Raw genomic sequence first — 22219 nt, 5'->3', positions numbered from 1 at the left:
CCAGATGAAGTGAGGTTTTGAATTATGCGTTTAATTTCTTTTCGATATCTTCAATATCGTTCTTTAACTTCTCTAAGAAAGCTTTCTTTTCTTCAACTTGACGTTGAATACTACGAATTCTCTCATAGTCACTTGTTTCATATTCCTGTTCTTGAAGTCTATTGATTTCTTCTCTTACGACTGGAAGTTGTGACTTCTTATAGTCGAAGGCTTCCTGCAGACGCTTTTGACTATCTTCACGCTTACCATTCCAGAATACTTCTTTTTCCTGTGTAAATGTTTCCCACAATGCGTCATTCTGTTCACTACCAGAATATCCAGCAGCACGCCATTCCTTATCAAGCACCTTCATACGATCTGTCTTCTCACGACCATAATCCTTTGTAGCAGCGATTGTCTTCGCTTCTTCAATTAAGGCATTCTTGATACGGATACTTTCCTTCTGCTTTTCATCACGCTCTGTAAAGAACGCTGTTCTTTCATCATAGAAGCCCTGACGTGATGCGTTAAACGCATTCCAAAGTTCATCATCCTTATCACGGCCTGCACTACCGATTGCCTTCCATGCGTCCATAAGACCATTCATCTTTTCAGATGTCTCACGGAAGTTATCAGTCTTCTTTGCTAATTCTTTTGCCTGCTTGATTAAATCAAGTTTCTTCTCTTCATTTTCAGAATGTACTTGTGTTAGATTATCAAAATAGTTACGACGCTTATCATTGAATTGGTTACGATAGCCCTTAAACTGTTCCCATAAGGAATCATCTTCTACACCTGCATTACCAAGTGTTTCCCATTCATCCTGCAGGTTTCTAAATTCTGCCTGTGTTTCTTTCCAGTTTGTGGAATCTGCTAAACTAGCAGCCTTTTCAATTAACTTCTTCTTTTCTTCTGCATTTGCACTTTGACGCTGACTTCTAGCATTGAACTTTTCTAAAGTCTTGCCAAACCAAATTGCATACTCTTCATCTTTTGGAGTATTCCAGTTTTCGATTGTTTCAAATTGCTTACGAATTTCTTCGAACTCTTCTACTGTAGAAATATTCTCTGCTTGGCGGCATAATTCCTGCTTCTTACGAAGATCATTTTCCATATCTTCAAGTGCAGTATCATTATGAGAAGTACCGTATTCTACGCCACCTCCTAAATATGCAGGCTTTTGCCAAGAGAACATTCTGTATTCTCCATTTGTTTCGATACCAAACCATCTACCATGGCCATCATTTTGGTCCTCTTTTGGTAATACAAAATTACCATTTTCGTCTTTTGCACCGTATAGAACTTCCACTACCTTACCATCAAAAGTCTTATGTGCTTTAAAGCTGACCTTTGCTAATTTCTCATCAAATCCTTCTAACGTTTTCCAATTCATTGTAATTCCTCCTATTTGTCGTGTAATACGAAAATCTCTATTAAATATTATACATGATAATTAAAGTGTTTGATGTTCGCGTTTTACATGTTCGTAAACAATTTTCGCGATATCCTCAACATTTTCTTTCTTACCATTGCGCATCCACACAGTATAGATGTTAAATAACGCACCCGAATAATAATACAAGTGATATCTACGCAACTCATCTTCACCCTGTTCAAATACGTAACTGTCGATATAGTAATTTAATCCATCCTGTAAGATTGAAGATAAATTTGATTGATCCAAACACTCAATAAAGCGTTCATAATAACAGAAATATAAAAATCCTGCAAGAATCATCTCATACGATCGTACTTTTAAATCCTTTGCACGTTGCACGCGAACGAATTCATCCACAATCATCTTCATGTAATCACTGAATATCTCGCGTTTACTACTATAGTTTCGATAATACGTCATACGCGATACACCTGCCATACGGCAGATCTCCGTTACTGTAATATCATCGTATGCTTTGGTTTCCATCAAACGTATTAGTGCCTCACTAATACATTGACGATTAAATGCATTTTGTTGTTCCTGTTGCATAAATTCTCCTGATAGTTGTATTTTAACATATTTCGATATCTTCCTACTATGTCCAATCCCCATCAAGCATAAACAAAAAGAATATTGAAACCAATCGATTCCAATATTCTCTCGTTTATTTATAACCAAGAACCATGTTTTTTGATATAGAACTTCTTCACGATTTCAATCGTAGTACTATAGAGTGCCAGGATAATAATCAAATATACAAAGTATTCAAATGGCATTTCTGTAAATACAGTATTCTTCAGATTATCAAATAAATATGGAATTGAAATACCTACAAAGATACCAAACGCAGATGCTAGAGCCAGTCTAGAATCACACTTTGAATCAATGATAGGACGCTTTGATGTACGGATAAACTGTACAATCAAGATCTGAGAAATCAGACCTTCAATAAACCAACCTGTCTGGAAGTAATTCTGCATGGCTAGTGTATTGTATCCTAAGATAAACCACAATACCAAGAACGTCAGTACATCAAATACAGATGAGAAACCACCCATGACATTCATGAATGACACAAGCGAAGCACTATTCCACTTATGCGGTGTCTGTAGGAACTCATCATCGACGTTATCCCATGGAATCGCAATCTGTGTAAAGTCGTAAATCAAATTCTGAATCAAAATCTGTAGTGGCAACATCGGTAAGAATGGCAAGAAGATTGAGGCAATGAGTACCGAGAAAACATTACCAAAGTTACTGGATAATGCCATCTTCATATACTTCAAGATATTTCCATAAATACGTCTACCTTCATAAATACCATTGAGAATAACCGTCAAACTCTTTTCCAACAGGATAATATCCGCACTGGCTTTGGCAACGTCAGTTCCATTATCAACCGAAATACCTACATCCGCATCATGTAGACTTGGTGCATCATTTACACCATCACCCATATAACCAACTACATGACCATTATTGCGTAACGCATCCACAACACGCTTCTTTTGCATTGGCGATAAGCGTGCAAAGATATCATTCTTCTCCACAACAGAAGCTAATTCCGCATCACTCATATTCTCTAAATCAGAACCTGTAACAGCACTCTGATCACCAACCTTCATACCAACAAGCTTGCATACATGTTCAACGACAACAGGCGCATCACCAGATATAACCTTTACATGTACACCAGCATCATACAAACCACGAATTGCTTCTTTTGCGTCTGGTTTTGGTGGATCAAGGAAGGCAATGATTCCTAAGAACGTCATATTTGTTTCATCTTCCGCATGGAAGACTGTTGTATCACCTACATTTTTCTTCTTTGCGGCAACACCGATGACATGCATACCTTCTTTATTTAGTTCTTCCGCAAGAGCGTTGATTTTCGCAAGATCTTCTTCGTGAATATCCATGTATTCCTTCTTCACGCGAATACGACTGCAACACTCTAATACAGACTCCAAAGCACCCTTTGTAATAAGTACCTCATCCTGTGGCATCGGAAGAATTTCTTCAACGTTTCCACCTAGGTGTTCACCACCAGGATTAGAAATCAAAACACTCATTCTACGACGTTCAAAGTCATATGGAATCTCATCAGACTTCACATAACCACCAGCGTATTTATGCGCATCATTCTCTTCGCCATAGGCTAAGATTGCACGGTCAATCAGATTTTTAACTCCCGTAGAGTAGTATGCATTCATCCATGCATAATTCAATACTAAATGTGAATCCTCACCATTTACATCAAGATACTTCTGAAGTACAACATGATCCATCGTTAGTGTACCAGTCTTATCGGTACATAGAACATCAATGGCACCTAAATTCTGAATCGCAGACATATTCTTAACAATTGTCTTCTTCTTCGCTAGGAATTTAGCACCCTTGGCAAGTGTTCCGTTAACAATCATCGGTAACATACCTGGTGTAATACCTACCGCAACAGAGATAGAGAATAAGAACGCTTCTAACCAATTCTTCTTCACCAAACCATTAATCAATAACACGAAGATAACTACTACAACCATGTAAGTAATTAAGATTCTTGTAATCTTCGACAAACTCTTATCAAAATCCGTCTCTTTTTTCTTTGTATGAATTGTAGAAGAAATCTTACCTAGATAAGAACTTTTCCCGGTACGTACTACAACACCAACACCTGTACCGGAATTCACAGTAGAACCACCCAAACAGATATTATTTAACTCTGCCGCATTGACAGTTCTATCATCAACACCTTTATATTTTTCAACTGGAATGGATTCCCCTGTAAAGGCAGAAACAGAAACGAATAAGTCCTTACTTTCAAGAAGATATAAGTCACCACTGACAATATCTCCAGACCCAATCAATTGAATATCACCAGGAACCACTTCTTCCACCGGTACTTCTCTTACCTCAGTACCATCTTCCGTTGGAACCTGGATTCTAACCGTATCGTGCTCCATCTCTTTTAACTTCTGCATATCACGGTAAGAACCATAGTCTTGGAAGAAACGAATTACTGCACTCATACATGCTAGTGCAAGAATAATTGTTCCAGATAAGATATCCGACTCCACAACAAAAGTCACAATCGCTAATACAAGTAAAACGATAATAAACGCATCCGCAAAACTATGTACAAGGAAATACGCCCAACTATGTTTCTGCATCGCAGATAAATCATTATAGCCGTACTTCTCTAATCTCTCTTCTCTTTCTTCATCGCTAATACCATTTCGTGTACAAGCTAATTCCTGTAGAAGACTAGATTCCTCTGTTTTCGCAATCTGTTGAAACTCTTGTTCAACACCAGTCGATTTAGGTGTAGGGCCTAACTTCTTCTCATTATTTAGAATCATATCTCCACCTCCTTTTTCATTTACACAACAATCTTAGTCACTTTCACACTGTACGTCAATGAATAATCCATCAAAAAAGCCACAACAAAGTTGTGACAAATAACGCTATTTTAATGACTCTAAATACCGGTTGGCATCTAAACGAGAACGGAAGATATGAATGTCCTTTTCCTTATATTTTGAAAGAAGATTTAAAACTTCCGGTCTATCTTCCTTCTCATAATTTTTGACAAATTCAATCAAATCTTCATCAACTTCATCTTCTACCCATGGCATATCAGTACGAACCTTACCAACGCGTCCATAAATGCCTTGTATACACACATCCACTGGATAATCCAAGAAGAATACAGTATCACATGCTTGCATACGCATTTCCATAGAAGAACCATAGTTACCATCAATGATCCATGTATCTTTTTGAATCAGTTCTTTAACACGTTTCAAGAATACCGTCTTTTCTACCGTTGTTTTATCCGTATTCCAATTTAACTGATCCAAGTGAAAAAGTGGAATTCCAGTACATGCATGCAGATGTCTTGCAAATGTACTTTTACCACTACCGCAACATCCAATTACAATTACTTTCTTCATCTTACCTACTCATCTTTATCCTTATAATAACATAATAGGTCAATTGGACCATAAACCGCATGATTCAATCCCTTATGTTCCTTCCCCTCATACACAAAGCCTAGCTTTTCAATTAATTTTAGAGAGGCTTTGTTGTAAGGAAAACAGGATACACCAAACATCTGTACTAAATTATGCTCAAAGTAATAATCTATCACAGCCTGTACTGCTTCATATGTATATCCTTTTCTTCGATAGTTTGGATTCATCACAAAACCTAACTCATAAGAAGAAACTGCTCTATCGTCATCTTGAAGGTTAATCATTCCTATCATCTTTTGATTATCCTTCAAGATGATACTGAATCTTTGTTGCCGACATAGAATTTCCATCAAAGCTAGATACTGCTTATCTTGCGACTTACTTGCATGATAACCACCATCATCTAAACTGGTCTGCTCATCCGACATGATTTCAAATAAATCATCTTTATCAGAGAATTCAAACTGGCGAAGAATTAAACGTTCTGTTTCAATTCTATCCATGTTACTTTCCTTTCGCACTTTCATAGCCAGTCTCAAAACTGAAGACACCAGTATTAATCTTAAAGTTCACATTAAATTTGCGTTGGTTAGAGCCTTCTTTATTTTCTCTTTCCATCAGTGCTTTCCCACGTGAGGTAATTTTAGCATTTGGAAGTTTTTTCTCCAGTTGACGTACATCAAAAGAAGAAACCATCGCATTTTCAATCAGATACTGATAACCATCTTGTAATTCTTTTTCACTAATGCCCCATTTAACCTGTTGAAAGATTACGCCTTCTTTAAGTTGGTTAATCATATCCATCAGAAAACAAAGACGAAAACGAGAGACTGGTGGTTTTTCACATTCATCAGGAATTACCCATCTACCTCTTTCATCCTTCTCTGCTAACGGAATCACACCATCCGCACATAACTTCGTCACTGTCTTTACAGAACATCCCCATTTTTGAGCAGCTTGTTTTGTGTTCATACTAAACTCTCCTGTATATTCAAATTATAGCATTTCCCAGGAAAACAAAAGATACTCTCTCGAGTATCTTAAGTAAGATTATTATTTAGCTTCAGGAAGAGCTACAAGATTCTTTGTAGTGCCTGTAGTTAGAATCTCATTGAAGTTATCCATTGAGTATTCAATCATATTTGCTAAAGCTTCATCTGTATTAGAGCCAATATGTGGTGTTACCAATACCTTTGGATACATCTGTACAAGTTCACGAACAGTAGGATCAGAAATCTCTGCAGCACTAGCTAACTTCTTGAAGAAGAATGATGTTTCGTTAGCGAATACGTCTGTTCCATATCCATCTAACTTACCAGACTTAAGAGCAGCTAAGATTGCTTCATTATCCTGTAATTCACCACGAGCAGTATTTAAGAAGATTGAACCATCCTTCATCTTGCTGAAGAATTCAGCGTTAGCCATCTTATCGTTTTGACCAGGGAAGTAAGGAACGTGCAAGCTAACGATATCAGACTGTGCAAGTAATTCATCCAGAGTTACGTAGTCAAGTACTTCTCTGCATGCATCATTTTCATACACATCATAGCCAATAACCTTAGCACCTAAGCCCTTATACATCTTAGCTTCTGTGAAGCCAATTCTACCTGTACCGATAATACCCACTGTACAGTTACGAATTTCCTTAGAGAAATATGTTGGTGAAACAACGAAGTCACCAGCAGCAGTTGCACTAGTAGCAGCAGCTGTATGACGTAATAACATCATACCTAATGTTAAGGATAATTCAGCGATAGCGTTTGGAGAATATCCAGGAACACGTGCAACGATTAAACCTAAATCTGCAGCAGCCTGTAAATCAATATGGTTGAACCCTACAGTACGTGTAAATACATACTTGATTCCATATCCCTTTAACTTCTCTAAGTTCTGACGATCCGCAACACAGTTACCACGTAATAAGACTGCGTCAGCACCTTCACACTCAGTGATATTCTCATGAGTTGTCAAACCCTCAACAAGCTTTAAGTCATAGTTATACTTATTATACTTGTGGAAAAACTCTACTTCATTTGGACGAACACCATAACATACTACTTTAAATGACATAATTTTACTCCTTCTGTTTATTATTTATGAAAGCGGGATATTTATCCCGCTTTATTATAATACTATTCTTAATTAAAAGATTCCTAAATGTCCAATTAATTCAACGATAACGATCCAAATAGGAGCCATAATAACAGCTGCTAATGTCGCAATCAATGAAGTGTTAGACGCAACGAGGGCACCCTTATCAAAACGAATTGCATAAGAAGCCGCAACTGTTGCTGGAGGTGTAGCCATCATAATAACTGTTGTACCTAAAGAAACAAGATTAACTGGTAAGATATGAGTTACTGTTAAGATTGCTAATACAACGATGTTGAATGCAGGGATAATCAATAACTTAATAAATGTATAGTACAATGCCTTCTTGTCTGTCATCGCATCCTTGAAGTTTACTGAACCAAGTGTAGAACCAATTGCTAACCAAGCAAGCGGAGAAGCTAAACCAGCCAAGTAAGTTAAAATCTGAGTAATCTGTGGAGATGTAAGGTCTAAACGCATGAATGAAACTGACTTATTCACCATTTCACCTGACGTTGCATCCTTAACAGCTACAGTAACCTGTGGTAAATATGCTTGTGCCAACCACAAGAATAGTCCTAAGAATGTAGCGATAACGATTGGATTTAAGAACATAGACTTGATGTTCTTAGAAGTCATCTTTAATCCACTCATCTTAATATATCCATAAGAATATAAGAAGATTCTGTAACCAATGTTGAAGATAGAAGCGTATAACGCACCTTCTGCACCATAGATTGCACTTACAATAGGAATTCCGAAGAATGTTGTAGAACCGAAAATACTTAGTACACGTAAAGCATCCTGTTCATCACCTTCAAACTTCGCATAGAGCGGAATCGTTAAGAAGATGAGTAAGATATAAATTACGATACCCCAGATTAATACATTTAAACCTTGTGTAAATGTTTCTGGTTTGATTGGCGCCATAAATGACTTAAATGCCAATGCAGCAATTGATACTGAAAGTACAACCTGTGTTAATACTTTCGCTGTGCGATCATCGAATACCTTCTTGCGACGCATAACATAACCTAATAGGATAATAGCTACGCTAGAAATAATAGCCGAATTGATCTTTTCATTTGATAATGTCTTTATAAAGATATCAAAGAAATTCATGTAATAGTCCCCTTCTTTCAAATATATATTTCAATATTTACGCGACTTAGTATAGCAAACCTCGACTTCCATTTCAATCCCTTATACAAAGTTGAATATCACACAATCTAACAACCAATATTTTATGATTGTTTTCCATACAATATAAACATGCATGCATAAAAATCCATTCTTTGTGCGCGAATGGATTTTTTTCACAAAAAAGCTTTTCTAATATAGATGCAATTAGCAAACCATAAATTACTATAGTACTCAACAAATCTTTACTTGAATCCTTATTTGTATCATACGCACTATAAATCTTCCTTAAAATACTGTTTTAACTTTTCCTCACTCTTTTGAATTCGATTAACAAATTCTTGGTAATTATCGCATGCGCATGGAATGCTCAAGCCAACTTTCTTTACACCAATATTTTCTCTAGGACTTACACTATTTTCAAATGTAACTCCTTGATTCAGCATCAATTCTTTGACATTTGAATTGTAAATATCCGGATAAATATAATATCCCCATTTCGCATCAAATCTGAACATATAAGCTAGTACTTGCAGATAATCGCCACTTGCAATATTTCTTATTGGTTTATACTTTGCGTCCACTATTATTCTATTTGCAGAATTCTTTCCAATAAAATCCGGATAAATCAATCCTGAACCATCAGAAAAAAGTTTTTGCTGTCCACTTCTAGCTTTATTCATAGGATGATAGAACTGTTCTCCAATGAGAGTATTAATATATTCTTCCCATAACCAGGCCCCATCAAATAAGATTCCGTAGATTCGCCTATTCCCAAGTCCAAACCTATGTTTTTGATTTTGCAGAATCATAATACAAAGCTTTTGTAAGCTCCTGTATTCGTGGTAATACGCATGGCTTAGTTTATTCTTTTTATTTTCTTCTATGATTGTTCTTCGTTCTGATGCACAATACCCCTGTGTTGATTCCACAATCAATTTCACTTCATCCTTGACATTTTTCAAAAGTGCATATCCATACGATTTCCCTTTTATATACTCAATCGTATGTCGGATAAGTTCCATTAGATAATTATCAAAAGAATACTCTCTTTGGTTATACGATACATTTCCAATAAAAGGAGTATTCAATCGTATATGTCTTGCTATATCAATTACACCATTTATATTTCTATCATTGTATTTCTTACAGATATAAGTTTTAAAAGGACCTTTTCGCATTGCACTCTTAAGATAATATGGAAATAAAAATAACAACAGGTGATAGACCATATCATCTTGATTCATATCTGTATATAAATTTACAAAATTAGGATAATCTACGACTTTTTCTAATAGATACTGAAAGAAATAATCCTTGTCTCCTACACTAAACCTAGATTCGATAACAATTCTTTCCGATTCCATTCCAAGAAAGCCCATTACGTTTCCAGTACAGTACTTATCATTATAACTTTGAAGAATAAACTGTTCTCTGGTAATATCCTTTGCGTCATTCATACACTCAGGAAACACAAAAATCCCTTCATTTTGAAGATTGCCTAATGTCTTATCCGCAACACGCTTTACAATACTTGCAACTTCAGAAAAACTTTCTTTCTTTTCATATTGATTATCTTTAATTTTCAATTGCTTCATCTGCATCACCTTCATCTGAAGCCTGGTATCCATATGCTTTGGCAAATCCCTTCATGATACCTTGTTCATCATATAATCCATGCACATAATCCTGTAATAAAGGTTTTAGATAATCATTCCATAAGTCATCAAAACTTATATTTTTAAGCTTAAGGAAATATGCTGCTCCAATCTGATAGTTTTCATTTAAATCATCAACTTTGAGAATCTCTTCATTTAATCTATCCATTCTTGCTAAAGCCTCTCTTCTTAGTTGCACATCTTCTAACAGATCAAGCATATTTTGAGTCGATTCAGCTTTCACTTCAATAAATCTAAATCTTCTTCTCATCGCAAAATCAAAACTATCAACAGACCTATCAATGTCATTCATTGTTCCAATGATAAAGACATTTTCAGGAATATAAAATTTCTCATTTGGATATGCATGCATGTTAGAATATTGTGTTGCTACTTCGCCAGATTTTCCACGATACCCAGGATCGATAGCGAAGAATAGCTCCCCAAGAATTTTAGAAATTTCACCACGATTAATTTCATCAATAATAAAAATATATTTCTTTAACTCTTCTGGCGCCACATCAGTTTTAGTTACATTTAGCGCTTTCGCTTTAATCGCCTTAAATAGCGCATAGTCATAGGAGTAATTCTGTGTTGCAAACTGTTTGCCAAAAAAGCTAGTAATATCACTCACTTTTTCAAAATCCAATCCGGATTCAAGCATCCTACGTATCTCGTCAATATTTAAACTTAGTTTATCAACTGTTTCGTTCCCCGGAATCGCTATATAGATACGTTTGTCATCAATATTAGTGATAGTGAATTTGCTTCCTTTAATTGTTTTAAATTCATCTTCCTCTAGTCTAATATTCGAAAAGAAATTAGTCATGATTGTATTTACTGATGCTTCTCGCTCCCTAATTTCTTTTGGTTTATGTGAATTCTCAAAATTTTGTCTTGCTTTTTCAACAAACGATTTAAAAACTCCATCTCGCAGTTCAAATCCAATACTTCCATCCTCATTCATCTTTGGACGCAGACCTTCCACAAAATCAGAATAGTCATAACTTGGATGAAATTGAACAAACTCTATTTGTTGCTTTTGCTCATCTGTCAACTCAGTGTACTGTTCTGTATATCCATCACTTATAATATCTGCAGCAATTTGCTTTGCTAAGTATGATTTCCCAGTTCCTGGTGCACCTCTAAATACAATATTTTTAGATTCTAATAGTAATTTGGAATATGGATTTTTGTAGTTTCCAAAACCCTTTCCCCCGTCAATATCCTGACTTTCATTTAGCTCACTACTAATCTTTGTCTCTTCATTTTTTTCTTGTTTCGTCTGAATTTTGAATCCATGTGATTCAAAATAATTCTTAGCTTCAACCGCATTATATCCAGTTGTTACAATCTCTCCCCCATTTTCAATATGATTTGCTACTGCTATTACATACTTTGGTGGATATTTCTTATCATCGCTGCTAATGAGTTCATATTGTGTGCTTTTGTGTTTGTCCGGAATACCATGTTCATCTAAAAATTTTAATGCAGATAATATACTATCTTTTCGAATCTTTGGAATAGCCATCACTTTCTCTCCTTGTAATATTATTTATCTTATCGTTTATAACTGTGTATCTTTATTTTGATTATATGTGTAGCCACAAACTCTTTCAACTAAGTATGGTATTCGCAATATACATTACGTATTTAAAAACCCATTCTTCGTATCAGAATGGGATAGTTTCACAAACTTATAGTACCTTGCCGCTTGGGACATATTCATCTTTCATGATTGTCTTCGATATCTTGTCATGGAAGAACCGATACTTCCCTTTATCCATCAATGCCATAATTAGCGAAAGGACACTACTAATTGCACTAACGATATAAATGATACGACTGATATCTTCTGCCATAAAGATGCCGAAGAAGATTCCACTTAGAATGACTCCGAAGGCATCATAGAATAAACCCTCACATAAAACGGAGCCTACGAAGTAACGTAACGCAAAGTCCTTCATTGTCGCTGGTTTATCATCTTCACGCACAACTTTAATCTGCATTACCTTCTGCATCATTGTTGAACCACCTGTAATCTTGGCAGGCACAAAGACGAAGTAGAAACCGTGTGCAATAAGCATACTGAACAATAACACAAGAATCTGTGTTGTTTGGATACCTTCAAAACCATTGAGAATCTGAATATTTCCATTATTCATCAATCCATATACAATCCCCGTCACAAATAGTGACAAACGATTTGTGATAATAAAATCGATGACAAACGCAAATCCTCTTCTTGCAAGAAAGGCATTTTGATTATTTTGTGTAGTTTCTGTTGTTTTCTTTCTTAGTTGCTTATTTTTACTCATGCTTATAATCCTTCCGCAAATAAGATCTCCTCTTCCGCGATGATCTTAAGTGTTTCAATACTCATTAACTGATCTTCCGCATGAACCAACAACAAATTCACACTGATATTCTCACCATTTGCTTCTTGTGTAATCAGCTCCGCATGTGCTTGGTGTGCTTTATTGAAAAACTCCTCTGCCTCCTGCATACACTTCTTGGCTTCCTCCACATTTTTTCTCTTCGCATGACGATATGCATTCAAAAGAGAATTTCTTGCTTCTCCTACCGACGCAATAATTTTAAAGCAGATTAACTCTAAGCCTTCCATTTTATTTACCTCTCAATTCCTGTACGATACTTCTTACCTTTTCCAAACTGACACAATCATAGTCATCACTTTCGTGATAAGCATAACTTACATTTCCAACTGTTGTAGTAGGATCTTTACACCATTCCTTACAGCTACCATGGAATTGATGTAATCCTGTTTGTTCTTTTAACGCTCTAATATTATTCGCATTGATTCCACTACCCGCAAGTAGTTCAATCTGATCACCAAACGCACTCTGTAATTTTTCAAGCACTGATGTTCCCTGCATCGCAGTAGGTTGTAACCCGCTTGTTAAGATACGATCAACACCACAATCAATTAATTGTTTGATCGCATGCATAGGGTCATCGACACAATCAAATGCACGATGGAACACTGCTTCCTTTTGATACTGATGGATTAACTCCACCATCTTTTTTGTTTCTGTCACATTGATTGTCGCATCAGAATTTAGAAAACCAAAAGAAATTCCATCTGCTCCATTCTCCAATAAGATTTTAGCATCTTCAAACATCGTCTCTATTTCAACATCATCATAACAAAATCCAGCTGCTCGAGGTCTATCCATGCAGATAACCTTAAGTGATGTCTTTTCTTTTACAAGTTTTAACATCGCAAGACTAGGTGTTAATCCACCAAGATGTAAAGCACTATTTAATTCAACACGGTCTGCACCACCAAGTTGTGCATTGATACAATCCTGTACACTTCCAGCACATACTTCAAATAAATCTCTTTTCATTCTGAAATCGGTGCCATCCTTTCTTGCATGTATTGGTCCATCCACTCTTGACTAGCAGCTGTAATCACCGTCTTACCATCGATACAATTTGCGAGATATACTTTCGCTTCTTCGTTTTCACGATATATCACAAACGAGAAGTTTTGAATATTCGTAGCACAACCGTAATTACCATCTTTATCAATCGCCACAACACTAAGGTCACCCGCAAAACCACGGCTCTTTTTCAGTTTTGCGTCTAACTCATCTACCGTTCTTTGACAAGCTTCTTGCGGTCCCATTCCTTCTTTCATCTTACGAACGATTTCATAAGAGATACATCCCTTCATTAAATCTTCCCCAAGACCTGTTGCAGTAGCTCCACCAACTTCAGAGTCTGCATAGAAACCACCACCAACGATAGGAGAATCCCCAATACGTCCAGCCTTTTTCATAAATAAACCACTCGTAGAAGTTCCTGCAACAATCTTTCCTGCACAATCCAGTGCAACTTCACCAACAGTATCGTGACCATCATATGGTTTTAGCTCCTGCTCGCGTACTTCTTTGACACGTTTACGATAATGCTGCTTGGCTCTATCTGTTAACATTGTCTTTCTTTCAAAGCCTTTTTTACTTGCATACTTTTCAGCACCCTCTGCGACAAGTACGCAATTGACAGTATCTTTCGATAACTCTTTGGCAATGGAAATTGGATTTGCAAAATCCTTAATACCAGCTACAGCACCCATCGCCATTGTATTTCCATCCATATATCCTGCATCAAGTTCGACAATCATCTCTTCATTTGGCAAACCACCATATCCAACTGATTTATAGTATGGAAAATCCTCTACACAGCGTATTGCATGTTCAACTGCTTCCCCACTGCTCTTACCTTCTTTTAATAAGTTACCTGCTTCCTGTACACCTTCCAGTGCCATTCGCCAAGTCGCAATTATCGCCCACATTCAAACATCCTCCTAGTCTATCGGTTTCCGATAGAAACCACCATAGAAATCATCCGTTCTATATACATTTATGATTGCACGCGGATCAACACTTAATATCAGATGTGCAATCTCCTTCACCTCTAATGTCGAAACAACAGTATTCAACATGTAATTCTTTTGATGAGAATATCCTCCATAGCTTTTCCAAACCGAAATACCATGACGATACTTCTTTGTATATGCAGCTACAATTTCTTCAGGCATCTTACTTGTTATCTGTATCGTACTACGGTCATATCTTCGATACAGACTTTCAATAACTTTGGTCGATACAAACTGCATAATAATAGAATACCCTGCACGCTCCCATCCAGACACAAAACCAAAGATACATAACAAGATACAGTTATATACAAAAACATATGTCCAAATACTCTTACCTGTCTTATTCGAAACATATAAGGCAATAAAATCTGTACCACCTGTACTTGCATTACCTACTAACGCAGCCACAATTCCTAAGCCGTATACCGCACCACCAATAACGATGTTTAACATGATATCATCAAACAAAATATCAAATTGAAATACAGTTAAGAATATTGACACACATGCAAATTGCAATGATGATAGTATAGTAAACTTTGTTGAAATAGACTTACCACAGAGTATCGCTACTGGTAGATTCAGTAATACTATCATTAGTGCAACTGGTATTTGTATTTGATGTTGACTGCCTATCACATTGATTAATATTGCAAGACCCGTAAATCCACTCGACAGCAATCCGGCAGGTCTTAAAAAAACTTTTAAGGCATAAGTTTGCAACAAAGCCGAAAAGATGACACAGAGAATACTGAATAATAAACGGATCGATTGTTTCTGCTTAAAATCGATGAGTTTCTCTTTCATTCCATCCCTCTTTTTCTATTACTATTTTAATCAATTCTCAGTTAGATTCCTATGTTTTGTTTTCCTACTATTAGGAAAATATTATTCTACGCTACGAAAGGTGATTATCATGAATAAACGACAAGAAAAAATTCTTCACATTCTAGGTGAAGAAAACAAATGGTTCACTGCAAATGAACTCGCTAAATTATTATCTGTATCTAATCGTACGATTCGCTCTGATATTGATACAATCAATAAAGTTTACTCTGAGAAGCTAATCACCTCAAATCTTCGAAGTGGATATGCACTCATCCCTGAAAACTATAAACAATTTCAATCAAAACGACAAAACTTATTGCAGAGTTCCCTCGAAAGAAATTTATATATTTTAAAGTCACTTCTCTTATCGCGTGATTCTATCTATATTCCTGATTTATTAGAACAGTTATGCATCTCTGAATACACTCTCGATGCACATCTCAAAGAGATTCGTAAACAATTAGCAAATTATCAAAATCTCAAACTCAAGAAATCATCAAACCATCTCGTCCTATTAGGCTCTGAAAATGAACTACGTAAATTATACAAACATCTTCTCATGGACGAGACCAAGCAAAATTTCTTAAATATCAACGAGCTAGCAAATCTATATCAAAACTTTGATTTACTTAGATGTAAAAGCGAGTTGGAAAACTTACTGCAAGAACACAACTATGTAATTAACGCAAATGCATTACCATCTATTCTATTACACATCAGCATTTCCATCGATCGTATTCTCAGCGGAAAATACATTGAATCAACATACACAAGTTCCAAGATTCACGATGCTATCGAATATAAGATTGCCAAAGAATTCTACGAACGAATCGCGATCTTATACCAAGCGCATGTTATTGAAAGTGAAGTTAATATCCTTGCATTATTACTGATGGGAAACAACCCTGCTCAAATCAGTGATACAGAAATCTCCAACTATATGCCAGATGGATTACTCTGTAGCGATATCGTTAATGAGTTGATTGCGTTTATATACGGTCATCATGGTATCGACTTCTCTAAAGATGATGACTTTAAACTTGGTCTAACACTCCATCTTCAATCATTAATTGAACGTAGTATTAGTCAAACCCACACAACCAACTTATACCTGCAAGAAATTAAACGTAAGTTCCCACTGATATTTGAAGTGGGTGTAAGTACTGCAACCTTCCTTGCAAATAGGCTACACATCAACATCAATGAGGATGAAATTGGTTTTATTACTCTACATCTAGGACTAGCCTACGAGCGTATCTATCACTCAAAAAAACTCAGAGCGGTATGGATTTATCCGTTGGGTGAAAAAGCATTCTATACCCAACGCAAAAAGATTGAAACGATATTCTATGAACACATCGAGATTGTCAAAGTGTATGCATACTTCCAGGAAGAACTCATCCTTGCGGACGAGCCAGACTTATTGATATGCTCAATTCCACTACGTCACAACCTGAAGATTCCAACTGTTGAAGTTTCATTACTGTGCGGTAAAGATGATGAAGCTAAACTTTTCGAAATGATTCACAAAATCGAAAGAACACGTACGCAAAAAGAATTCTACACAAATCTAAAAGGATTGATTTCAAAACAGTTCTTCTATAACCATCAACTCTTCAATACACCACAAGAGATTCTAGAGTTCATGTCAAAAGAACTCCAAAAAGCCTCTATTGTGACAGATGCATTCTATCCATCTGTAATGCGACGTGAAGCACTATCACCAACATCGTTTAATTTTAACTTTGCAACACCACACCCAATTGACTCCTCTTGTCTAAAATCCGCAATTTCAATCATGTTATTAGATAAGCCAGTTCTATGGGGCAAGTATGAGGTACAGCTTATTTTCTTACTAGCAATCGATAAACCGGATACCACAACACTGAAACCATTCTTCGATTGGGTTGCCTCTCTTACAGAAGATTACGAAAAGTTATCGCACTTAATTTCAAGTAACACATATGAAGAATTCATTAGTTATCTCATCTCATAAACTCAAAAGAAGATGCAACAAGGATAATTCTCTTGGTACATCTTCTTTTTCATATCTCAAACAAAATTCTAAAATACTACAAAGTAAATCTAAACTTCTGCCAAGGCTTTAGACTATCAAGAATAAAGAGTTCTTCTTCACGAATATGTCCAACTACATTAGTTCTTCCACTATTCTTCATATCCTGTAATGCAACCTGCAGTTCACCAGCATATGTTCCATATTCACTACTATCAATCAATACATCACCTCGATGAATCATATCTGGTGCATGGAATACATCAAAGTGGTGGCCTCTATATTTCACTCTACTTTGACTTGAACGAATCATGCATGGATTTAAATCACCTCGATTTAAATGGAGTTCTTCTAATACAATCTTCTTTTCTGTTTCAGGAATATTTGGTTCAAGTTCAACTTTGAAATTTACAACATCTAAAGAAACATGCTTTAATGCTTCTTTCTCTACTGCACTTGGATAACAGTTTGCGATAATAATATCATCAATCATATCTAATGCGACTAGATGTTTTAATTGAATATCGATCGGCATATGACGATGCATCTCTAATGTACATAAACCATCTGTTGTAGGCCATGGCCCATACGCATCTTTTTCCAAAGAGCCGATAAACGCAGCTGTTCTCAATCCATAGTGTCTAAACTTTTCAGAACATTTCAAGAAGAAATCTAAATCCAATCCTGTATAATCGTGTGGATAAAAATTATGACATGCACACAACTGATAACGATTTGGTTGATAGTCCATGATTGTATCAATTGTATGTGTACTTGAACTCATGTTAATTTCTACTTTCAATCCATATGGATTGTATGTCATAAGCGCTTCTTCAAAACCACTAAAACCTCCATCCATACGGATACCATCCGCATGAATATCATGGAAGAATTTTAAATCTGTATAACTAACACCCAATTCTTTAAATACAGATGGATTCACATCCAAGATGATTTCATAACCAAGACTCTTTGCGTAATCATGAATCTTTGTAAACTCTTCCTTAATTTCATTTGCTGGCTTTCTTACAGATAATAAGCAAGAAAATATTCTCTTTGCACCAATTTCACTCATTTCTTTTAAATATGCAAAGATTTCTTCAATACTACTTTTTTCTGGATAAATAGAAACTCCTAGTTTTCTCATAACTTCTCCTCCTCTAATGGATTTTCAGGTATCTCTTCTGTACTTAATTTATATAGTGTCCATGCATAAATTTTTGCACACGCAACTAAATCATCAATATTGACCCATTCATTTGGCTGATGTGCAATTCCATTTTGTCCTGGGAAACTTGGTCCATACGGAATAATGGAATCACAAACATGCGCGTATGTTCCGCCTGTTGTTGTCGTCGGTTTGACGCTAGTATCCGTCGCCTCTTCATATGCCTTCTGCATTGTCTTTACAAGCCATGAATCTTTATGGTGTAGCACTACTGGGGAATTCGATACTAACTTCACTTCTAAACCTACTGCTTTTGTTTGAATCTGTTGCATAATCTTATCCATATCACAAGTTGGATAACTAAGCGAGAAACGAATTCCCATCTTATTATTTGCATACAATAAAAGTTTATTGCGAGTCTTCATTTCACCAAAATGTTCATCCTTTACGGCAATGCCCAATCTATCACCATTGATATTTGCATTCATAAAATACTCATTCGCAAATTCAATTACTTTCTGTTCATCACCCCAGACCTCAATGACCGCTCTACCACGTTCACCATAAATGGCTGGAAATTTATTATCCGGTGTAAAACCAACAAGAGGTTTTTTCTCATGTTTCAAGAAGTAATGCATGTCTTCCATGCCAGTTTCTTCATTTGTTCCAAAGATGATATGTATCGCTGTTTTTGGCTGAATCCCTAAATCTTTCAATGCAAGCATGCCATACATTGCCGCAAAAAGTGGTCCCTTATCATCTAACGCACCGCGTCCCCAGATTCTTCCATCGTGGATTGCGGCAGAAAAAGGCGGATCAATCCAGCCATCACCAACTTCAACAACATCTACATGTCCAACAATACCAATATATTCTTCACTATTCCCGAAACTACCATAACCCATATATCCATCTACATTTTTCGTTGGCAGTCCCTCTCGTTTACAAATTTCAAGTGCTTTTTCCAAAGCGTTTGCAGGCCCAATTCCAAAAGGCATTCTATCTTGTGGCTCACCACGTCTTGAATCAATTTGTACCATCGTACAAATATCATCAATCATATCTTGTTTCCGTCTTTCAACCTGCGCAAATATCTCTTCCTTATTCACAATTGATCTCTTTTCTTTTAATCTTATATACATGCATGTATATAAATTTTTCTATTTTTTAAAATAAGCCCGAACAGATAGAGTTTGTCCGGGCTTGACTTATTCTAATAACAAATTGTTTCTTTTAATGCTTCAAGATTTTCCGGATGATTTACGGATGCATCAATGAACTTTGCCATATTTTCAAATGACTCACTCAATCCTGTTCCACCTTTCTTAGGCATCTTAAGGATTGTAATATCATTCTTATATTGTGCAATCACTTCTTGATTTTCAATTGCCATCATACTTGCGACTTTTGCTGTTGTTTTTTCTGCAATTAATTTTGCACAACGAGCAGCCATCTCACTGTATTCAGGGAAGTTAAAGCATGGCCCACACAAGACAAAATCTGGTTCCAATTTTTTCACCATCGCAGTCATCTTCATAACCACTTCATCTTTATTCTGCTTGTAGTAATCCATTCCACAATAAAGTGTTGCACTAATCTGACCGCCTATTTCTTTCAAATATGGTTCTAAAAGCATTGCAGTCCCAGCAATCTCTCTCGTTGCACTTAGTGTACAATCAGGGTTGCTCTTACCACCTGCTCCAGCTAAGCCGGAATCAAAAATCAATATTACTTTCATATTAGTCTAACTTCAAATCATCGAAGGACAATTCATCAAGTTCATCCTTCTTCTCTTCCTTTGCTAACTTCTCTTCTTCCTCTAGATACTTACTATCTTGCATCTTGAAGAATGGATAGTAGAGAGCCATGTCTGCAAGTAACATAAATAGCTGTAAGATTACAGCATTAATCGAACCAGTCGTCAGATAACCTGAAATAAAGATTGGCGTTGTCCATGATAACTGAACACCAGATGTAACTGGAATGAATCCTACTGCTGTTGCAAGTTGTCCAATAATTGTATTCATAACTGGCGCTAAGATAAATGGAATTACCATGATAACATTCAATACCATTGGGAAACCAAAGATAATTGGTTCATTGATACCGAAAATACCGGCAGGAAGTGCCATTCTTCCTAATGTCTTTAAACGCTTGGACTTTGCCATAAATGTCATCATCAATACAAGACCCAATGTAGATCCTCCACCACCGAAGTTGCAGAAGAAATCTGAGAATGCTGATGTAAATACATTTGTCATTGGTAAACCAGCCTTCGCCAATTCATAGTTCTCTAATGTTAATGCCTTATGAATTGGAGCGAAGATTGTATTTGTAACAGCAGGTCCATTGATACCAAAGAACCAGAACAATGTACTTAAGAACTGATAGATAACTTCAAATGCTTGAGACTTGCCTAAACCAACTAATGGAGCTTGTAATACTTGATAAATAAATGTATGTACATTTCCAAATGGAGTATTAACAAAAATCATGTTAACGAAGAAGAATACAAGCATGGATAATCCTGCTGGAATTAACGCAGCAAATGAATCCATAACTGCTGGTGGAACACCATCAGGTAACTTAATAACAAGTTTCTTCTTAACTGCAAATGCAAAAATTTCTGTAGAAATAATGGCTACAATCATTGCCAAGAAGATACCCTTTGTACCTAAATGGCCGAATGAGAAACCAGAGAACATCTTGCCATCTGCATTCATGAACGCAGCATGTTTCATTGGAGTAATCATCAAGAATGTAACAAGAGCAACAACCGCAGATTCAATCTTATCTACACCCTTTTCACGTGCATATGCATATGCAATACCCATAACAGATAGTAATGCATAGCAATCAAATGTAACTGCAGTTACTGCATCAAAATATTTCTCCCATCCTTCGCCAGCAAATGTCGCAATCATCTCTGACCAACCTTCGATTGGGAAGTTGGAGATTAATAGGAAAATAGATCCAACGATAACTACTGGTACTGCATACATAAAGCCATCGCGGATAGCCACTAATACCTTATTCTTAGATAAGGCATCAGCGATTGGGATAAGGAACTTTTCTAAAGCCTTAATCATAATAATTATTTACCTTCGCTTTCTGCTTTCTTCTTTTTAATTTCTAAAATGGCACGTTTGAGAACTCTCTCTCCGTCCATGTTACCGTACTCTTCAGTATCAATAACGAAAATTGGTTTTCCAAGATGGCCATAACGGTCTACAACCTTATCATATAGATACTTAACCTGTGGACCTAAAAGAATAGCATCTGGATTTTGTTCCGTAATGATTTTATCTAATAAATTATCAGAGAATGCTTTTACTTCAATATCTAAAGAATGTTGATCTGCAACCTTCTGCATTTTACTTGCCATCATAGAAGTAGACATCCCCGCATTACAGAACAGATAGATTTTATGCATAACTTTCCCTCCTTTCTATCGTTCTACCACTATATTAATCGTAAAACTAAACTATAGTCCTTAATTTATCTGCCGCATGCTAGGAAACTTT

The 22219-nt window shown here is 36.2% G+C and carries 21 protein-coding genes; 1 reads left to right on the top strand and 20 read right to left on the bottom strand.

Annotated elements, in window-relative coordinates; genetic code table 11:
- Positions 1–22: 22 nt before the first annotated feature.
- From RWM19_RS03535 to RWM19_RS03465, 15 genes are all read right to left on the bottom strand, one after another.
- Positions 23–1372 carry a DUF349 domain-containing protein gene (locus tag RWM19_RS03535; RefSeq protein WP_313983769.1) on the bottom strand — a complete coding sequence of 450 codons (1350 nt, stop codon included), beginning with the start codon at positions 1370–1372 and terminating at the stop codon, positions 23–25.
- Between the two features lie 60 nt (positions 1373–1432).
- Complete coding sequence (locus RWM19_RS03530) at positions 1433–1966, bottom strand: helix-turn-helix domain-containing protein (protein WP_313983766.1); 534 nt, start codon at positions 1964–1966, stop codon at positions 1433–1435.
- 119 nt (positions 1967–2085) lie between these two features.
- The gene (gene mgtA, locus RWM19_RS03525) at positions 2086–4773 is read right to left on the bottom strand and encodes a magnesium-translocating P-type ATPase (RefSeq protein ID WP_313983763.1); all 2688 of its coding nucleotides are present in this window, start codon (positions 4771–4773) and stop codon (positions 2086–2088) included.
- Positions 4774–4878: 105 nt separating this feature from the next.
- Positions 4879–5367 (bottom strand): adenylate kinase, encoded by a 489-nt coding sequence (locus RWM19_RS03520; RefSeq protein ID WP_294021502.1) that lies wholly within the window; start codon positions 5365–5367, stop codon positions 4879–4881.
- A 5-nt stretch (positions 5368–5372) separates the two neighbouring features.
- A complete protein-coding gene (locus RWM19_RS03515; protein WP_313983759.1) occupies positions 5373–5891 on the bottom strand; it encodes a GNAT family N-acetyltransferase in 519 nt (172 codons plus the stop codon).
- 1 nt (position 5892) lies between these two features.
- Entirely contained in the window at positions 5893–6360 is a 468-nt protein-coding gene (locus tag RWM19_RS03510; protein ID WP_313983756.1) for a hypothetical protein, read from the bottom strand.
- Positions 6361–6441: 81 nt separating this feature from the next.
- The gene (locus RWM19_RS03505; protein WP_294021497.1) at positions 6442–7458 is read right to left on the bottom strand and encodes a 2-hydroxyacid dehydrogenase; all 1017 of its coding nucleotides are present in this window, start codon (positions 7456–7458) and stop codon (positions 6442–6444) included.
- Positions 7459–7530: 72 nt separating this feature from the next.
- Complete coding sequence (locus RWM19_RS03500) at positions 7531–8601, bottom strand: AEC family transporter (protein ID WP_313983752.1); 1071 nt, start codon at positions 8599–8601, stop codon at positions 7531–7533.
- A gap of 293 nt (positions 8602–8894) precedes the next feature.
- Positions 8895–10217 carry a 5-methylcytosine restriction system specificity protein McrC gene (locus tag RWM19_RS03495; RefSeq protein WP_313983749.1) on the bottom strand — a complete coding sequence of 441 codons (1323 nt, stop codon included), beginning with the start codon at positions 10215–10217 and terminating at the stop codon, positions 8895–8897.
- Positions 10198–11808, bottom strand: coding sequence for an AAA family ATPase (locus tag RWM19_RS03490; RefSeq protein WP_313983746.1), 1611 nt, complete (start codon positions 11806–11808; stop codon positions 10198–10200). Before RWM19_RS03490 ends, RWM19_RS03495 begins: the two co-directional genes overlap by 20 nt.
- Before the next feature lie 166 nt (positions 11809–11974).
- Positions 11975–12595 carry an RDD family protein gene (locus RWM19_RS03485; RefSeq protein ID WP_313983743.1) on the bottom strand — a complete coding sequence of 207 codons (621 nt, stop codon included), beginning with the start codon at positions 12593–12595 and terminating at the stop codon, positions 11975–11977.
- Between the two features lie 2 nt (positions 12596–12597).
- A complete protein-coding gene (locus RWM19_RS03480) occupies positions 12598–12903 on the bottom strand; it encodes a PTS lactose/cellobiose transporter subunit IIA (protein WP_294020141.1) in 306 nt (101 codons plus the stop codon).
- Position 12904: 1 nt separating this feature from the next.
- Positions 12905–13648: a copper homeostasis protein CutC gene (locus RWM19_RS03475; RefSeq protein WP_313983739.1), complete on the bottom strand. Its 744-nt coding sequence runs from the start codon at positions 13646–13648 to the stop codon at positions 12905–12907.
- Positions 13645–14598, bottom strand: coding sequence for a N(4)-(beta-N-acetylglucosaminyl)-L-asparaginase (locus RWM19_RS03470; protein WP_313983736.1), 954 nt, complete (start codon positions 14596–14598; stop codon positions 13645–13647). The genes RWM19_RS03475 and RWM19_RS03470 overlap by 4 nt, the downstream gene beginning before the upstream one ends.
- 12 nt (positions 14599–14610) lie before the next feature.
- The gene (locus tag RWM19_RS03465; RefSeq protein WP_313983733.1) at positions 14611–15492 is read right to left on the bottom strand and encodes a YitT family protein; all 882 of its coding nucleotides are present in this window, start codon (positions 15490–15492) and stop codon (positions 14611–14613) included.
- A 109-nt stretch (positions 15493–15601) separates the two neighbouring features.
- Here RWM19_RS03465 and RWM19_RS03460 point away from each other — a divergent pair, with 109 nt between their 5' ends.
- On the top strand, positions 15602–17509 hold the full coding sequence (locus RWM19_RS03460; RefSeq protein WP_313983731.1) for a BglG family transcription antiterminator: 1908 nt from the start codon (positions 15602–15604) through the stop codon (positions 17507–17509).
- A gap of 76 nt (positions 17510–17585) precedes the next feature.
- Here the strand turns inward: RWM19_RS03460 and RWM19_RS03455 are convergent, their stop codons facing one another.
- The 5 genes from RWM19_RS03455 to RWM19_RS03435 form a co-directional block, all read right to left on the bottom strand.
- Positions 17586–18674 (bottom strand): MupG family TIM beta-alpha barrel fold protein, encoded by a 1089-nt coding sequence (locus RWM19_RS03455; RefSeq protein WP_313983728.1) that lies wholly within the window; start codon positions 18672–18674, stop codon positions 17586–17588.
- Positions 18671–19804: a Sapep family Mn(2+)-dependent dipeptidase gene (locus tag RWM19_RS03450; protein ID WP_313983726.1), complete on the bottom strand. Its 1134-nt coding sequence runs from the start codon at positions 19802–19804 to the stop codon at positions 18671–18673. The genes RWM19_RS03455 and RWM19_RS03450 overlap by 4 nt, the downstream gene beginning before the upstream one ends.
- 104 nt (positions 19805–19908) lie before the next feature.
- Entirely contained in the window at positions 19909–20433 is a 525-nt protein-coding gene (locus RWM19_RS03445; protein WP_006526742.1) for a GrdB-related putative oxidoreductase, read from the bottom strand.
- A 1-nt stretch (position 20434) separates the two neighbouring features.
- A complete protein-coding gene (locus RWM19_RS03440; protein ID WP_294020133.1) occupies positions 20435–21784 on the bottom strand; it encodes a PTS sugar transporter subunit IIC in 1350 nt (449 codons plus the stop codon).
- Between the two features lie 5 nt (positions 21785–21789).
- Positions 21790–22128, bottom strand: coding sequence for a PTS sugar transporter subunit IIB (locus tag RWM19_RS03435; protein ID WP_294020132.1), 339 nt, complete (start codon positions 22126–22128; stop codon positions 21790–21792).
- Between the last annotated feature and the right edge of the window lie 91 nt (positions 22129–22219).

The sequence above is a fragment of the uncultured Solobacterium sp. genome, from assembly GCF_963517755.1.
GTDB lineage: Bacteria > Bacillota_I > Bacilli_A > Erysipelotrichales > Erysipelotrichaceae > Bulleidia.
The sequence above is the reverse complement of the archived record's forward strand: the minus strand, read 5'-3'. Positions and strand labels throughout refer to the sequence as shown.

Bases quoted from the DNA above. Each gene is read 5' to 3' on its own strand.
- RWM19_RS03535 (WP_313983769.1), bottom strand. From the start codon at position 1,372: ATGAATTGGAAAACGTTAGAAGGATTTGATGAGAAATTAGCAAAGGTC.
- RWM19_RS03530 (WP_313983766.1), bottom strand. From the start codon at position 1,966: ATGCAACAGGAACAACAAAATGCATTTAATCGTCAATGTATTAGTGAG.
- mgtA (WP_313983763.1), bottom strand. From the start codon at position 4,773: ATGATTCTAAATAATGAGAAGAAGTTAGGCCCTACACCTAAATCGACT.
- RWM19_RS03520 (WP_294021502.1), bottom strand. From the start codon at position 5,367: ATGAAGAAAGTAATTGTAATTGGATGTTGCGGTAGTGGTAAAAGTACA.
- RWM19_RS03515 (WP_313983759.1), bottom strand. From the start codon at position 5,891: ATGGATAGAATTGAAACAGAACGTTTAATTCTTCGCCAGTTTGAATTC.
- RWM19_RS03510 (WP_313983756.1), bottom strand. From the start codon at position 6,360: ATGAACACAAAACAAGCTGCTCAAAAATGGGGATGTTCTGTAAAGACA.
- RWM19_RS03505 (WP_294021497.1), bottom strand. From the start codon at position 7,458: ATGTCATTTAAAGTAGTATGTTATGGTGTTCGTCCAAATGAAGTAGAG.
- RWM19_RS03500 (WP_313983752.1), bottom strand. From the start codon at position 8,601: ATGAATTTCTTTGATATCTTTATAAAGACATTATCAAATGAAAAGATC.
- RWM19_RS03495 (WP_313983749.1), bottom strand. From the start codon at position 10,217: ATGAAGCAATTGAAAATTAAAGATAATCAATATGAAAAGAAAGAAAGT.
- RWM19_RS03490 (WP_313983746.1), bottom strand. From the start codon at position 11,808: ATGGCTATTCCAAAGATTCGAAAAGATAGTATATTATCTGCATTAAAA.
- RWM19_RS03485 (WP_313983743.1), bottom strand. From the start codon at position 12,595: ATGAGTAAAAATAAGCAACTAAGAAAGAAAACAACAGAAACTACACAA.
- RWM19_RS03480 (WP_294020141.1), bottom strand. From the start codon at position 12,903: ATGGAAGGCTTAGAGTTAATCTGCTTTAAAATTATTGCGTCGGTAGGA.
- RWM19_RS03475 (WP_313983739.1), bottom strand. From the start codon at position 13,648: ATGAAAAGAGATTTATTTGAAGTATGTGCTGGAAGTGTACAGGATTGT.
- RWM19_RS03470 (WP_313983736.1), bottom strand. From the start codon at position 14,598: ATGTGGGCGATAATTGCGACTTGGCGAATGGCACTGGAAGGTGTACAG.
- RWM19_RS03465 (WP_313983733.1), bottom strand. From the start codon at position 15,492: ATGAAAGAGAAACTCATCGATTTTAAGCAGAAACAATCGATCCGTTTA.
- RWM19_RS03460 (WP_313983731.1), top strand. From the start codon at position 15,602: ATGAATAAACGACAAGAAAAAATTCTTCACATTCTAGGTGAAGAAAAC.
- RWM19_RS03455 (WP_313983728.1), bottom strand. From the start codon at position 18,674: ATGAGAAAACTAGGAGTTTCTATTTATCCAGAAAAAAGTAGTATTGAA.
- RWM19_RS03445 (WP_006526742.1), bottom strand. From the start codon at position 20,433: ATGAAAGTAATATTGATTTTTGATTCCGGCTTAGCTGGAGCAGGTGGT.
- RWM19_RS03440 (WP_294020133.1), bottom strand. From the start codon at position 21,784: ATGATTAAGGCTTTAGAAAAGTTCCTTATCCCAATCGCTGATGCCTTA.
- RWM19_RS03435 (WP_294020132.1), bottom strand. From the start codon at position 22,128: ATGCATAAAATCTATCTGTTCTGTAATGCGGGGATGTCTACTTCTATG.